This is a genomic window from Sorangium sp. So ce375 (genome assembly GCF_051473855.1).
Classification (GTDB): domain Bacteria; phylum Myxococcota_A; class Polyangia; order Polyangiales; family Polyangiaceae; genus Sorangium.
In genome coordinates this window covers 8,895,138-8,909,448 of the sequence record NZ_CP150335.1, presented here as the reverse complement: position 1 = coordinate 8,909,448, position 14,311 = coordinate 8,895,138, and the positions used below count along the sequence as shown (strand labels likewise).

Annotated in this window: 17 protein-coding genes; 7 read left to right on the top strand and 10 right to left on the bottom strand. The window is 68.3% G+C overall.

The annotated features are described in order from the left end of the window. Positions 1-57: 57 nt before the first annotated feature. The 3 genes from WME90_RS33050 to WME90_RS33040 form a co-directional block, all read right to left on the bottom strand. Entirely contained in the window at positions 58-1,005 is a 948-nt protein-coding gene (locus tag WME90_RS33050; RefSeq protein WP_437276028.1) for a peptidase dimerization domain-containing protein, read from the bottom strand. Between the two features lie 200 nt (positions 1,006-1,205). Continuing rightward, a complete protein-coding gene (locus WME90_RS33045; protein WP_437276027.1) occupies positions 1,206-1,532 on the bottom strand; it encodes a YnfA family protein in 327 nt (108 codons plus the stop codon). 62 nt (positions 1,533-1,594) lie between these two features. After that, a complete protein-coding gene (locus WME90_RS33040; RefSeq protein WP_437276026.1) occupies positions 1,595-1,924 on the bottom strand; it encodes a hypothetical protein in 330 nt (109 codons plus the stop codon). A gap of 173 nt (positions 1,925-2,097) precedes the next feature. Between WME90_RS33040 and WME90_RS33035 the strand changes: the two genes are divergently transcribed. Then, on the top strand, positions 2,098-2,634 hold the full coding sequence (locus WME90_RS33035; RefSeq protein WP_437276025.1) for an RNA polymerase sigma factor: 537 nt from the start codon (positions 2,098-2,100) through the stop codon (positions 2,632-2,634). Then, positions 2,621-3,160, top strand: a complete 540-nt coding sequence (locus WME90_RS33030; RefSeq protein WP_437276024.1) for a hypothetical protein — start codon at positions 2,621-2,623, stop codon at positions 3,158-3,160. The genes WME90_RS33035 and WME90_RS33030 overlap by 14 nt, the downstream gene beginning before the upstream one ends. Positions 3,161-3,398: 238 nt before the next feature. Here WME90_RS33030 and WME90_RS33025 read toward each other — a convergent pair whose 3' ends face one another. Both WME90_RS33025 and WME90_RS33020 read right to left on the bottom strand, forming a co-directional pair. Beyond that, a complete protein-coding gene (locus WME90_RS33025; RefSeq protein ID WP_437276023.1) occupies positions 3,399-4,043 on the bottom strand; it encodes a hypothetical protein in 645 nt (214 codons plus the stop codon). A gap of 199 nt (positions 4,044-4,242) precedes the next feature. Further along, positions 4,243-4,650: a hypothetical protein gene (locus WME90_RS33020; protein ID WP_437283688.1), complete on the bottom strand. Its 408-nt coding sequence runs from the start codon at positions 4,648-4,650 to the stop codon at positions 4,243-4,245. Between WME90_RS33020 and WME90_RS33015 the strand changes: the two genes are divergently transcribed. Next, positions 4,532-4,786, top strand: coding sequence for a hypothetical protein (locus tag WME90_RS33015; protein WP_437283765.1), 255 nt, complete (start codon positions 4,532-4,534; stop codon positions 4,784-4,786). The genes WME90_RS33020 and WME90_RS33015 overlap by 119 nt on opposite strands. A 171-nt stretch (positions 4,787-4,957) precedes the next feature. Here WME90_RS33015 and WME90_RS33010 read toward each other — a convergent pair whose 3' ends face one another. The 5 genes from WME90_RS33010 to WME90_RS32990 form a co-directional block, all read right to left on the bottom strand. Next, entirely contained in the window at positions 4,958-7,372 is a 2,415-nt protein-coding gene (locus WME90_RS33010; protein ID WP_437276022.1) for an ATP-binding cassette domain-containing protein, read from the bottom strand. Further along, complete coding sequence (locus WME90_RS33005) at positions 7,369-7,788, bottom strand: DoxX family protein (protein ID WP_437276021.1); 420 nt, start codon at positions 7,786-7,788, stop codon at positions 7,369-7,371. Before WME90_RS33005 ends, WME90_RS33010 begins: the two co-directional genes overlap by 4 nt. After that, positions 7,785-8,225 (bottom strand): SRPBCC family protein, encoded by a 441-nt coding sequence (locus WME90_RS33000; RefSeq protein ID WP_437276020.1) that lies wholly within the window; start codon positions 8,223-8,225, stop codon positions 7,785-7,787. The genes WME90_RS33005 and WME90_RS33000 overlap by 4 nt, the downstream gene beginning before the upstream one ends. Further along, positions 8,222-8,551, bottom strand: coding sequence for an ArsR/SmtB family transcription factor (locus WME90_RS32995; RefSeq protein WP_437276019.1), 330 nt, complete (start codon positions 8,549-8,551; stop codon positions 8,222-8,224). Before WME90_RS32995 ends, WME90_RS33000 begins: the two co-directional genes overlap by 4 nt. Positions 8,552-8,797: 246 nt before the next feature. Beyond that, on the bottom strand, positions 8,798-10,252 hold the full coding sequence (locus WME90_RS32990; RefSeq protein WP_437276018.1) for a DUF4215 domain-containing protein: 1,455 nt from the start codon (positions 10,250-10,252) through the stop codon (positions 8,798-8,800). A gap of 641 nt (positions 10,253-10,893) precedes the next feature. Here WME90_RS32990 and WME90_RS32985 point away from each other — a divergent pair. From WME90_RS32985 to WME90_RS32970, 4 genes are all read left to right on the top strand, one after another. Further along, positions 10,894-11,508: a hypothetical protein gene (locus WME90_RS32985; protein WP_437276017.1), complete on the top strand. Its 615-nt coding sequence runs from the start codon at positions 10,894-10,896 to the stop codon at positions 11,506-11,508. 84 nt (positions 11,509-11,592) lie between these two features. Further along, positions 11,593-12,261, top strand: coding sequence for a hypothetical protein (locus tag WME90_RS32980; RefSeq protein ID WP_437276016.1), 669 nt, complete (start codon positions 11,593-11,595; stop codon positions 12,259-12,261). A gap of 55 nt (positions 12,262-12,316) precedes the next feature. Continuing rightward, positions 12,317-13,342, top strand: coding sequence for a hypothetical protein (locus WME90_RS32975; RefSeq protein ID WP_437276015.1), 1,026 nt, complete (start codon positions 12,317-12,319; stop codon positions 13,340-13,342). After that, a complete protein-coding gene (locus WME90_RS32970; protein WP_437276014.1) occupies positions 13,339-14,247 on the top strand; it encodes a prenyltransferase/squalene oxidase repeat-containing protein in 909 nt (302 codons plus the stop codon). The genes WME90_RS32975 and WME90_RS32970 overlap by 4 nt, the downstream gene beginning before the upstream one ends. Positions 14,248-14,311 lie beyond the last annotated feature (64 nt).

Genomic DNA, 14,311 nt, shown 5'->3' with positions numbered 1-14,311 from the left:
GAGTTTGCCCCCCTCGCGGCGCTCGCCGGGGTCGACGATACCGACGCACGGAACACGTCACGTCATCTTGGTGAACCAGCGATCGAGGATGGTTTGCGCCCGCTCGAGCTCCGAGAGCTCCGTCACCTCGTTCAGCGCGTGCATCGTCCGCTCCGTGCCCGGCCCAAAATTCGCCGCTGCGATCCCGAGCGTCGTGAAGCTTGCCACTTCCGTCCAGGTTTGCCGCGCCTCGACGCCTTGAACGCCGCTTTGTTCGAGAGCGGCGATGAGCGCGTGGCTCCGGTTCGGCGGCGCCGCGCGGGAGAGCTCCTCGAACCGGACGGCGCCCACGCGGTCCACGAGCGCCATCAGCCGATCTTGCGAGTCATGGGAGCTCGTGCTCGGACCGTACGTGTGGTGCACGTTCACTTCCAGCTCATCCGGCAGGACGCTGCCGGAACGGCCCCCGCGCGCCGAGGTGATGTTCATCATCTCGTACCAGGTGAGGCCGTCGACGACGTCGGGCACAGGCTCGAACGCGGCCACGTGCGTGAGCACGCGCGCGAGCTTGTGGATCGCGTTCACGCCGGCCCCGGGCAGCCCGCTGTGCCCCGTGCGGCCTGCAAACGCCAGCGTCGCGTGCGTCGAGCCTCCCGAGCCGAGCTGAAGCTTGTTGTCCGTGGGCTTGAGCACCAGGGCGAAGTCGGCCCCCTGGAGCTCGGCGTCCTTCTTCATGACCACCCTGAGCTCGCTCGCGTCGAAGCCGCACCCTCCGCGCGCGTGAAACACCAGGGTGATATCGGCGTGTACCTGCGGCCGGCGCTCGGCCAGATCGAGCATCAGGCTGAGGCCGCTCTTCTCGGCGGCTCCAGCGCCCAGCACGCGCTTGTTCTCCGTCCGCGCTTCGCCTCGGTGCCCTGGGTTCGCCACGTCGAGCTGCCCGACGAGGAGGACCTTGGGGCCTCCGGACCCGCGCGTGAGCGGCGCTACCAGAGAGTCGCCGTAGCGGCGTGGCGCTGCAGCCAAGGGGAGCGCCGCGAGACGTCGTGCCAGCTCGTCGGCCAGGTTGCGTTCCTCACCGGTAGGCGAGGGGATCCTGCACAGCCACAGCAGATTCTCAAGTAGCTCCAAGTCGACCTCCGATCAGGAGCAACGATGCGCGCTTGCTTTCCCCGCGGCAAGTCGCAGGTGAGCTGGCGCGCGTGACCACTGGAAACGGGGACTCCCTACACGCGCGGTCCGAAGGTGATGATTGCCGTGCCGATCAGGCACACCGCAGCACCGATCAGATCCCAGCGATCGGGCGGTTGCTTCTCGACGAGCCACCCCCATGCGACCGCGGACGCGACGTAGACGCCGCCGTACGCTGCGTAAGCTCGCCCGGCGCTCGGATGAAACGACAGCAGCCAGGCGAAGAGCCCGAGCGACGCGGCCGCGCCGACGAGCAGCAGCGGCGACCGCCCGCCTCGCATCCAGAGGAACACGAGATAGCAGCCGGCGATCTCGGCGAGTGCAGTGGTCACGAACAACGGGACGACGACGAGCGGGTTCATTCGCGGGCAGCGTAGACCGATGGTGGCGTTTCAGCCATGCTCGCGGCGCCCGATCTTCGATATCACGCGCTCCTCTGCGCTGCGCCGCGCTCGCAGCAACTGCCGTCCACCTTGCATGCAGGACCGCACCCCGACGCTTCGCCTTTCTTGAGCCGGCTCAGGGCGGCCATCACGCTCAGCGCGATGACGAACACGCTCCCGCCCACCAAGAGCTCCGAGCCTGGCCGGAACACCGACGACAGCGTGGCGACGGCGCCGCTCCCGAGCCCCGCGGCCGCGAGCAACGGGATGGCACAGCAAGCGGCGCAGCCGATGAACGCCGCCACGGCCGCGAGACCGAGGCGGCGCTTGGAGACGATGGGCTCTGACTTCTGGATCGAGGACGTGCTCATGCGTGGGCTCCTTGGGCGGCTCCCGTGAGCCGCGCGTCCCACTAGGCGGCCTCGCACCGAGCGTGACCCGCAGGACCAGACGATTTCTGGTCACGCCGGGGCCCCCCCGGCCTACCGTAGCGTTCCCGAGGGATCTCTGACGTTCGGAGTCGTCGAGGTAAGATAAAGTACGAATGGACGCATCGCGCCGGAAAGCCATCCACGACGCGATGGTTCGGCTCTCCGACGGAGACCGGACCGCGTTCGACGTCCTGCTCGACGAGCTCTGGCCCGTTATCCTCTCGTTCGCGGAGCGTGGAGTCGGCCGCGGTGCGGACGCCGAGGACGTCGCGCAGGAGGTCTTCTACAAGATCTGCGCCCGGATCGCCGAGTTCGATCGGAGCCGCGGTGGCCTCTCTTGGGCGTTCGGGATCGCCAGCTACGAGATCATGACGCACCGCCGCCGCCATCAACGCCGCCGCGAGGTCTCCGACGAAGTGTCCGTGGCGACGCACGTCGATGGCTCCGCGTCGCAGGAAGAGCAGCTCCTGGCGCGGGAGATCGCGCTCGCGTTCGAGCAGGCCATGGGGGCCCTCACGGAGGAGGACCGAGCGTCGCTCGGGCTCCTCGACGGGGCGTCCGACGCGGTGGGCGCCACGCTTCGCAAGCGCAAGCAGCGCGCGCTCGACCGGCTGCGCGGAATCTGGAGGCAGATCTATGGTGAGCCGTGAACAGCTGAAGCGCGGTGGTCTCCGCGCGTACGAGGCCGGCCGACTGCGCGCCGCCGCGCGCGCGGCGTGGGTGCTCGTGCCTACGGTGCTCGTCTGTGCGCTCGAGACGGGTGCGGGCGAGACCTGCGCGTGCATCGGGGTGCTGTTGCTCGGCGCGAGCGTCTTCCTGCGCTGGCGCGACCGACGAGGAGCGGACGCCGTGCGCTACGGGCTCCTCGCCGGTGCACTGCCGCTCGTCGCAGGACTGCTCGTCGCCCGGATCGCGCCCAGCTGCGCCGGCGCGCCGCTCGTGTCGGTGTGCACCGCGGTGTGCCTCGGTGTGGGCCTTCCATCGGGGGTCTGGCTCGGCCGCCGCCTGGCGCGGGGCGCGGCGCCGGCCTCGACCTGGCTCGCGGCGAGCGGCATTGCCGTCCTGGCGGCGAGCCTGGGCTGCGCCGGGCTCGGGTTGACTGGACTCCTTGGCGCGGCGGTCGGCCTGGTGCTCGGGGTCGCGTCGGCGAGCGCGCTTTCACGGGCAACGACCTAGCTAGAGCGCCAATCACGTTGTAGTCCCGAGGAAATCAACAGAAGGGAAGAGCAACCGCAAGGGCGCAAGGGGCGCAAGGGGAAGGCAAGAAAATATCGCGTCTCTGGTCCCTCGCGCCCCTTGCGCCCTTGCGGTTGTTCTCTTTCCCGCATTCCTTGCCCTTGGTGCTTGCTTCCCGGCAGATCGGTCGGGCCTAGCAACCCATTAAATTCAGGCAACTTTCAGCCTGTTCGGTGCTCTAGCTCGCGGGGGGCGCTGGCACAGCAAGATCGAAGTCACCGTATACCCAGATCCCGGCGGCATCGTAGAGCTTCGTCAATGCTGGTTTGGAGACTCCATTCTTCCCCCACGGCTGGAGATCCCCGTCGAGCTCGCAGAATGAAAGATCTGTTGCCCCAGCGGCCTTCAGCGTCTCGGCCCGTACCAGTACCGCAGCCAAGATGGCTTGGTCGAACGGCTTGACGAATTCGAGATCGCCGCCGCTCAGCTCGATCGCGCGCTCCAGCATGGCATCGTCGAGCGCGAAGACATCGAGCCCTGGGTGCTTGCGCAGCGACGTGAGCGTCGTGTCGAGCTGCTTGAGCTCCTCTTTCACTCTGCTCTCGAACATGCTGAGCACCCGTAGCGCCGTGGCTTCCTCGTCGATCGAGACTCTTCCGCTTGCCTTGCCCCAGCGTAGAAACTGGCGAATGGCATCTGCTTCATGCCGAGGCTTGAGCTCCCGGATTGGACGACGTGCCTCGTTCAGGCAAATGGACGGAAGATGAAGCTTGAGCTCTCCCGTGGCAGCGCGGTCGAGAAGATCAACCGCTGCTTTTTTCTTGTGATGCGCAGGCGCAGCATAATCTACGACCCAATTGGTCTCGACGAAGACGTGCCGCATCGTTCAGGTCCCGGTACGCCTCATGCTCGCACGCGGCCCAGCCGCACGCACCTCTCCTTGCTCCAGCGCGGGCACCACGTGATCCTCGACGGCCTCACGCAAGTCTGGCGCCAAGGCGGCCAGATTGGATGGATTCGTGAGCCCTTCCAGCCAGCGCTGGACTGCGTTCTCGAATTGAAATCCGCGCAGTCCTGGTTCTTCAATCGAGCGAATTGTCGACGCCACGTCCGCTTCGAAGACGCCGGCCGTCGAGAACGCCCCGACGAGCTCCACCGACCCTTCCTCGTAGCTCGCAAACGTATCGCGGTAGATGCGCACTGCGTCCAGCGTAACGAGCATCCCGGTAGCGTAGCCATGGCGCACCATGTACGCCTTGAGCTGTTGTTCCGACGCCTGGAGATCGTGGATCGACAGCTTCACCTCGACGACGAGCGAGCGGCTCGTACCGTCGCGGGAGGTGACCAGAATGTCCGGAGCGAACGACATGCATGCATTGTAGCACGTCACGCGCCGATCCCGCGTCCGTTGGGCTCCCGCCGCAGCTGACCGGCAGGATGCGCGCGTTCGCCGCAGAGGCCGTCCGGAACGCGCCGAGGCGGAACGGCAGGAGCTTGCCCGTCGTGCTCCGCGTCCCTTTCGGGAAGAACACCGTCGATCAGCGCGGCATCACGTTGCGCCGCGCGGCGCCGAGCTCTTCCAGGGCGCTGCGGGCGCTCTCGCGATCGACCGGCGTGTGGCCGTAGAGGCGCATGCACCAGCCGAGCAGCGGGACTCAGAGCAGCGCGTGCTTGGCGATGAAGCGGAGCGGGGGGCAGCCCTGGAGCACCACGAGGAGCGCAAGGATAGCGATCGCGCCCTCGTGGTTCGCGGCGACCACGTAGATCGAGGCGCTGGAGGGGGAAACGCGGGCTCGCTCAGCGAGATCGCCCAGCTCGGGCGGCCTTCGGCTGGCTCCCGACGAACGCCGCCAGGTGCTCGCCGGTCAGCGTCGACTTCGCTGCTACAAGGTCCGCCGGGGTGCCTTCGAACACGATCCGCCCGCCGTCGTGGCCCGCGCCCGGTCCGAGGTCGATGATCCAGTCGGCGTGCGCCATCACCGCCTGGTGGTGCTCGATCACGATGACCGACTTGCCGGAGTCGACAAGCCGGTCCAGCAGCCCGAGCAGCTGCTCGAGGTCCGCCAGGTGCAGCCCGGTGGTCGGCTCGTCGAGCACGTAGACGCCGCCGTCGGCACCCATGTGTGTCGCGAGCTTGAGCCGCTGCCGCTCGCCGCCCGACAGCGTGGTGAGCGGCTGGCCGAGCCGCAGATAGCCGAGCCCCACGTCGGCCATGCGCTGCAGGATCGCGTGTGCGGTCGGCGTGTGCGCCTTGCCGGCACCGAAGAAGCCGACCGCCTCCTTGACCGGCAGGTCGAGCACCTCGGCGATGTTGAGCCCGCCGAGCCGGTAATTCAGCACCGACGCCTGGAACCGCCGGCCCTCGCAGTCCTCGCAGACCGTGGTGACGCCGGCCATCATCGCGAGGTCGGTGTAGATCACCCCGGCGCCGTTGCAGGTCGGACAGGCGCCCTCGGAGTTGGCGCTGAACAGGGCGGGCTTCACGTTGTTCGCCTTCGCGAACGCCTTGCGGATCGGCTCCAGCAGATCGGTGTATGTCGCCGGATTGCTCCGCCGCGAGCCACGGATCGGGGTCTGGTCGACCGACACAACGCCTTCCCGGCCAGACACCGATCCGTGGATGAGCGAGCTCTTGCCCGACCCCGCCACGCCGGTCACCACCACCAGCACGCCGAGCGGGATATCGACGTCGACGTTCTTCAGGTTGTGCGAGCGGGCGCCGCGCACCTTCATCACACCCGACGGCTTGCGCACCGACGGCTTCAGCGAGACCCGGTCGCTCAGGTGACGCCCGGTGAGCGTGCCGCTCGCCCGCAGCCCATCCACGGTGCCCTCGAAGACCACCTTGCCGCCGGCGGTGCCGGCGCCGGGGCCGAGGTCGACGACGTGGTCGGCGATCGCGATCATCTCCGGCTTGTGCTCGACCACGAGGACGGTATTGCCCTTGTCGCGCAAGCGCAGCAGCAGCTCGTTCATCCGCTGGATGTCGTGGGGGTGCAGCCCGACCGTCGGCTCGTCGAAGACATAGGTCACGTCGGTGAGCGACGACCCGAGGTGGCCGATCATCTTTGTGCGCTGCGCCTCGCCGCCCGACAGCGTGCCCGACGGCCGGTCGAGGCTGAGATAGCCCAGCCCGATCTCCACAAACGAGTCCAGCGTGTGCCGCAGCGTCGTCAGCAGCGGCGCGACGGACGGCTCGTCCAGACCGCGCACCCACTTGGCCAGATCGTTGATCTGCATCGCGCAGGCGTCGGCGATGTTGATCCCCTTGATCTTGGAGGACCGGGCAGCCTCGCTGAGCCGCGTGCCGCCGCACTCGGGACAGGTGGAGAACTTGACCGCGCGCTCCACGAACGCCCGGATGTGGGGCTGCATCGCGTCGACGTCCTTGGACAGCATCGACTTCTGGATCTTCGGGATCAGCCCCTCATACGTCAGGTTGATGCCCTCGACCTTGATCTTTGTCGGCTCCTTGTGGAGCAGGTCGTGGAGCTCCTTCTTCGTGAACTTGCGGATCGGCTTGTTCGGGTCGAAGAACCCGCAGCCGCTGAAGATGCGCCCGTACCATCCATCCATCGAGTAACCGGGGATGGTGAGCGCACCCTCGTTGAGCGACTTGCTGTCGTCGTACAGCTGCGACAGGTCGAAGTCGGAGATCGATCCCATGCCCTCGCACCGCGGGCACATGCCTCCGTTGACCACGAACTCGCGTTTCTCTGTCTTCTTCCCGCCGGCCTTCTCGACCGAGATCGCCCCGACACCGCGGACCGACGGGACGTTGAAGGAGAAGGCGTTGGACGAGCCGATGTGCGGCTTGCCGAGGCGGCTCCACAGCACCCGCAGCATCGCGTTGGCGTCGGTCGCCGTGCCGACCGTCGAGCGGGAGTTGGCACCCATCCGCTCCTGGTCGACGATGATCGCTGTCGTCAGCCCTTCCAGCACGTCGACCTCGGGCCGGCCCAGCGTCGGCATGAACCCTTGCACGAACGCGCTGTACGTCTCGTTGATCAGCCGCTGCGACTCTGCCGCGATGGTGCCGAACACCAGCGACGACTTGCCCGATCCCGAGACGCCGGTGAACACGGTCAGCCGTCGTTTGGGGATCTCGACGCTGACGTCCTTCAGGTTGTTCTCGCGCGCGCCCTGGACGCGGATCAGGTCGTGGCTGTCTGCGGCGTGCTGTTTGGTGGAGGAGGCCATGTTCCCGATCATGCCATCAACATCGACGGTTTGTGAAGGGATCCCGGCACCTTGCGCGAGTCCGGCCGCAGCGCCCACGAGGTCACCGCCAGCGCGAGGACCACGAGCGGCGCGACGATGTGGCCAGCATTGCTCGTGGAGTCGCTGGCACCGACGGCGGCCCAGGCGAAGGCGGCGCCGGTGAGGTCGAAGACGAGGCCCGCGTACGCCCACTCCTTCAAGCGCGGGAATTTCGGCGCCAGCAGGGCGAGCGCGCCGAGGATCTTCCAGATGCCGAGGAGCGTGACGAAGTGCAGCGGGTAGCCGAGGCGCACGAAGCCGTCGACGCTCGCTGGCGCGTGGAGGACGTGGGCCACGCCGCCCGAGACCATGGACGAAGCGACCAGGCCGGTGGTCACCCAGTAGGCCACGACCCTCGCCCGGCTCACGCGACCCTCGCGAGCAGGTCGACGAGCTTCCCGCCCATCATCTTCCAGCCGTAGCGCGCGCCGGCGAAGTTCTGCTTCTGGTCCGGCTTGAAGCCCGACTGCACGAGGGACAGGCGCGTACCCGACGGCGTGGGCGTGAGCGTGAAGGTCACGACGGTCTCCAGAAAGGGGACGCTCCACGTGTACTTGAGCTTCCGGTGCACCTCGATCTCGACGAACTGGCAATTCACGGTGCCGTCCCAGCCGGGATACGGCTGGGTCTTGAACGTGAACGCCGCCCCGTGCTCGAGCTTGAAATCGATGGCGGGCAGGAGCCACTCCGCGAGCAGCTCCGGGTCGGTGAGCGCGCGCCACACCTTCTCCGGCGCATGACGCAGATCGAATTCGAACGAAATGGATTCCGTTTGCGATTGTGCGGTCGTGTCGGTGAGATTCATTTGTCCATTTTCTCCAGCAGTCGTTCAAGGCGATCGACGCGCTCTGTCCAGAAGGCGCGGTAGTGTGTGATCCAGTCGATGAGCGGCTTCATCCCTTGCGGCTCCACCCGGTAGTAGACACAGCGCCCCTCGCGCCGGCCGCTCACCAGGCCGGCGTCTTTCAACGTGGCGAGGTGCTGCGAGATCGCCGGCTGCGAGATGTCGAAGCGCGCCGTGAGGTCCTTCACCGCCGCTTCGCCAAGCGTGAGCGACTCGAAGATCGCCCGGCGGCTGGGGTCCGCCAGCGCCTGGAAGATCTTGTCTTCGATCACGGCCGCGCGCTGCATCCGTTACTTATAAGCCGACGCTTATTGATTGTCAAGCGCGCGGATCGGGCCGCCCGGACCGGCGGAGCTGGGGGCATCTTCCTCGCAGCCCCCTGGCGCAGCGCGTCGCAGGCCGCGTCGACGTCGACGGGGTGGACACCGCGGCCGGCTCGCTCTGGGGCGCGCACGCCCGCGCCGGCTCCCGTGGGGAGTGTTATGGGGACCTTCCGGCGCCGGCCGTCCGGGGGGACGGCTCGTGTCAGCAGGTCAATTCGGGGTGATGTTCAGCTCGAACGAACCCGCGGAGACATTGTTGTAGCTGTCGACGAAGATGTCGATCGGCGTCCCCGCTGTCACATTCACGGTGAGCGACTCGGGGTCTCCGGAGTTGCCGTCGTCCAGGCAGTGGATCTCGCTCACCTCCTCCCTGCAGTCGGCCCGCACGTGGAGAACGAGATCGGCGGAGCCCTCGGGCGTCACGGTGATCGTCACGCTGCCGTCCGCCTCAGGGGAATAGCGGTACACGAGCTCCGGGCCGTCGCCCGCGCACGCGGCCGTGAAGCCGCGCGTGCCCTCGGACGTGTCGCCCGTCACCGCCGCGGCCGTCAACGGCGCCGCGCTCGCGCACGCCACCTCCGGGTCGATCTCGCACTCGCTCGAGCACGTGTCCCCGTCGGCGTCGTTGCCGTCGTCGCACTCCTCCGTGCCCACCCTCACCCCATCGCCGCAGACCTGCTCTGCAAAGGCCACCTCGAGCGCATAGTCCGGGTCCTCTCCGGCGGTGTTATCGATGAAGAGGAAGTACGTGTCCCCGGCCTCGGCCAGCAGCTCGACGGCCAGCTCGTCCGGGCCAAACGCGACCGAGCAGCCGAGCAGCGTCGACGCGTCGTCGCAGCTCGTCCGGACGTACCAGTCGTAGTCGCCTCCCGATGCGGACCTCGGGGCGAGGACGAGCGCCCCCTTGGCCGGCGCCACGAACTGGAAGACCTGCTCGTTCGAGCCCACGCCGACCGCATAGGTGCCGAGGCGGGCAGGGCAGATCGTGGCGAACACGTTCGTGCCGTCCCTTGTGTTGCCCGTGAACGTGCCCCCCGCGGACACGTCGATCGCCCCCGCGCACGCCGTGGCGATGCCGTGCACGCACGCTTCCTGCGTGGAACAGTCGAGCTCCTCGCAGTCCTGCAGGATGTCCCCGTCGTCGTCCTCGTCGTTGTCGCACGCCTCCTCGAGCGAGCAGCGCTGCGTCTCGCTGTTGCAGGCGCCCTGGCACTGATCGTCGCTGTCGCAGCCGCCCACGCACGCCGCCCTCGCGCGGAGCTCGTCCACCACGCGGCAGCGCTGCGCCGCGCCCGGACAGTCGGCCGCCTCTTCGCAGGAGCGGAAGCAGAGCGAGAAGTCGTTGCCAGTCGCCACACAGATCGAGCCATCCTCGCACGGGGCGATCGGCTCTCCGCAGAGCGCCGTACAGTAACCCCCCGCCCAGCCCAGGTCCCCCTCGGTCAAGCACAGTCCCCCGCGGCAATCCTCGTCTGCAGTGCACGGCTCCCCGTTCGCTCTACCCTCCTCGGGATCCTCCGGTGGGCCGTCGTCGCCGCCAGCGCCGCCCTCACCCCCCGCGCCGGACGCCGTTCGCACCGGCGTCACCTTTTCATCGTCGTCGCCGCACGCGGCGAGCGCCAACCACATCGCTGTCATCGCGGGCAGGGAAGTGCCGAGTCGCATGTCTTGTTTCTCCTCTTCCTTCCGGGAGGGTAACGCCCTCGCTGCGCGGCGTACGAGAGAACGTGCACCAGATCGCAACACCAGAAATGTCGCAATTGTTGCGTCTGGATGAACTCGTACGAGGCGCTCGCGTCGAGCAGCGCGCTCGTCGCTGACGCCGCCGTGCTCTGGAAGGTAGCGGTGGGGCCGATCGTCTCGGGTCCGAGGGCAGCGACGCCGCGATCGGCAGGTGCGCCGCCGGAGGCCGCCGTGCCGCCGGAGCTCCGCCGACGGCCATGGCTCCCTGAGAGCGATTGGCCGGGCGCATTGCCCCGATAGGCATCGCGCAAGTCCTCATCGAAGGATCGATCGCGACGTCGAGGACCTCCATCACGAGATCGGCGCATTGCGCGCGACCGGCCGCCGACGAATCGATAATTTTCGCTCATTGATGATCGTGCGCACGACCGGATCACGACGATGCCGCGCTTCATCCGAGTTGACAGAGACACCCGCGGCGCGCTTCACTATGAATACCGGGATGGGCGTCGACGAGAGCCGCTCGTCGATTCGTGGCGGCGCGCGGCCCCGCTGGATTGGCCGCGGAGGGCGAGGCGCACGCCGCGAGAATGGCGCGTACCCGGGAGCCAACGGAGGTCTCGATGGCACTCAAAGAAGGATTTGACGCGGACGACTTCAAGCGACGCATGGAAGTCTACGGCATGGATGAGTCGTCGATTCGATACGAGAAGCTGTACGTCGAGCGGGACACGAAGATCGTCCTGTCGACGCAGAAGCGCGACAAGAGCTTCGTCGAGCCGCACGTCCTGAGGACGAGCGATCTCGACACGCTGAAGCGGTGGGTCGGCCTGCCGGACAAGCTGTTCGAGCAGCACGGGCGGTGCGCGCTGAAGTGCCCCCCGGTCCCGACGAACTGGCTCCCTCCGGGCATCGCGGACGACGTGACGAAGGGCGACGAGCCGCAGCAGAAGCTGAGCGCGCGTCATCACGAGGCGATCGGCCGCGCGACGTACGCTTACCTCCGCGGCCCGTCCTCTGCGGTCGCGCGGTACAAAAAGAACATCGAGCTGCACTTCAAGGAGTTTCTGGTCCCCCTCTGGCTGTTCCGCGAGGTGATCGTGGAGCCCGGCGCCGTCCTGCACTTCGGCGCGGGGATGCACACGCTCCTCGCCAGCAAGGTCTGGGTCAAGGACGGCGGCAAGATCAGCTCGTCGGGCGACCTGACGGTCAACTGCTCCCTTCTGCAAGGCGCCTGAAGGCGCGTCGTCGGACGCACGCGCGCCGCGCGCTGTGCCGCGCGCGGCTCCTGGCAAACACTTCTTTCTGAACGAGGATGAACCATGCCTAGCGAATTCGAGGTACAGTCTGCAGACGGCGCTCCCGGCCCGAACGGCGCCAACGGCGGGACGGGGTCGACCGGCGGGGCCGGGTACAATGCCGAGTGCCACTGGGACGGCGACGATCCCGGGGTCGGGGGCGCTACGGGCGGGCCCGGCACCAACGGCGGAGCCGGGGGGAACGGCGGGAACGCTCCTGCGCCGCTCGACCTGGTTATCAAGGTGAACCAGCTCATCGGCACCATCAACGGTTACAACAAGGGGGGACGCGGCGGCCCCGGTGGCAAGGGAGGACGCGGCGGCGACGGCGGTCCCGGCGGAGACGGCGGCAGCGGCAGCGGCTGCGAGGATCCGCAGAACGGCGGTGCCGGCGGCGGTGCCGGTAACGGCGGCAAGGGCGGCAACGGCGGGAAGGGAGCGAATGGAGGGAACATCTTCCTTCTTTACAAGAGCGAAGCGGGCGGCGGCTCGTTCGGCGGCGAGTCCGAGCTCGGCGCGGGCGGCGCCGCCGGTCAGGGCGGCGATCCGGGCACACCCGGGCTCGGCGGCCGCCGCGGAGGTGACGGCGTGAGGGCGCAGGGCGGCGCCCCCGGATCTCCGAACGGCCCTGGTGATCCGGGTCTGCCCGGCACACCCGGGCAAGTGTTCGCCGGCCCCGATCCCGACGCGTAGGCGCTTTCAGAGCAGGGCAGCCTCCCGGACGAACGCCAGATAGATGAAGACCTCTATGCCCCTTCCACGCGCAATGGACACGTTCATCGATGCCGTCGCGCAGATCGCAGGCTCCCCTGCAGCGGCCGTGAGCGCGGCCGTCCACGAAATGCTCGATCTGCCGCGAACCCAGGCCGCGGCCGGCGCCGAGCGACGTCCGGGCAGCGATGTACCCCGCCCCGTGCGGTCGTCCCTCAACAACGATGGATCACCCCTGCAAGCGTGTGTCACCTCGAGCCCGAGCGCGCTGCGGACCCGGCTCGTCTGCGACCCCGCCGCGACCGGCGAGAGCCCTGCCGCGGGCTTTCGGCTGGCGCGGCGGGCTCTCCGCCGGCTGCTGCCGCAGCGGGCGACGGCCGAGGTGGCGGAGCTCTGCGAGAGCACCCTCCGCCTGCTGCTCCCCACGTCGCAGGAGGAGCTCAATCGGCTGGACAACGGGACGTTCTGGCTGGGGATCGGGCTCGGCACCCCGGGGATCGCGCTCTATACCAGCGGTCGATACGGAGATCCGCGCGAGCGATGGGCAGCCGCGGGCCGCTGGCTCACCACCATCGCTCGTCATCCGCGGATCGCGGAGCGCCTGGTGAGCCACCTGAGCGAAGACATGAAGCTCGCGAGCGCGGCGCTGGAGGGCGCAGACGGCGCGAGCGCGCGAGGGAAGCTCTACTTCCGCCTGCGACGACCGGCTCCCCTCTCGGCGCTCCGCATCGAAGGGATGTCGGCGCCAGCGATGAATCGATTCCTCCACACGTTCGCCGGCGATCAGACGATCCTGCTGAACGGACTCGTCGTGAGCGTCGGAGTTGGCCTCATGACAGGAGAGCTCGCCGACGTCAAGGTCGACCTCTGCGGGCATTGCATCCGCCTGAGCCCCTCGGAATGGGCCCGACGGGTGGCCGACTTCTGCGCGGCCGCCGGCGTCCGTCCACCGCCCATCGAGGATGCGCTCGTCTCGGGCGCCGCCGAGCCTGCCTTCATCGGCTTCGGCCTGGATCGGCACGCCGAGCCACGGCTCAACACCTACCTGAAGGCGCGCGCATGAGACCGCTGCTGGAGGCGCTGCAGGCGGGCGTGGATTTCCTGATCCGCGCTCAACGGGGAGACGGCCACTGGGAGGATTATCGATTGCCGGTGGGGACGTCGGACGCCTGGGTGACAGCGTACGCGGGGCTCGCGATGTCGCACGCGGCGCGCAGCGCCCGCGCGCCCGGGGCGGCCGAGGCGGCCGAGCGCGGCGCCCGGTGGCTCGCCAAGGCGAGGCACTACCAGGCAGGGTGGGGATACAACGCCCACACCGGGCCGGACGCCGACTCCACGGCCTATGCCGTGATGCTCCTCACGGCGACCGGCAGAGATCCACATCCTGGGGACATCGAATGGCTGCTCGCGCGCTGGAAGCAGGAGGGAGGGTTCGCGACCTTCGATCGCGCCGACGCGTGGGGCGATGCGCACCCGGACGTCACGGCGACCGCGTTCAGCGCTCTCCGGCAGCCGGAACGAGAGCGTTTGCGATCGGATCTCCTCAGCTACGCTCGACGCTGCCGGCTGCCTGACGGCACATGGCCGGCCTACTGGTGGAGGACGGCCCATTACAGCACCTACTGGAACCTCCGCATGCTGTCGTCTCTGGGGTGCCCCGCCGACGCGCTCCCCCCGGTCGTCTCGGCGAAGGAGACGCTCTCGATCCACACGGCGTTCGATCTGGCCTTCGTGGTGGCCATTTCGGCGATCAACCTGGGCGCGAGCGATCTGACGCTCGCGCTCGCCTCGGAGCTCTGCGAACTTCAGAGGCCGGACGGGTCCTGGCCGGGCGGACTCAACCTCCGTGTGACCGATCCGCAATGCACCGCACCTTGGGAGCAACCGCGCGGGCGCCTCTACGCTGATCCGGCCGGGATCATCACCACCGCGAGCTCCCTCTGCGCGCTGTCGGAGGCGCTGGGTTGATGCCTGGCGCAAGGGGTCCCAGCGCACGTGGCGCGGTGCTCCTCTACCGCGCCACGTGTCCGAG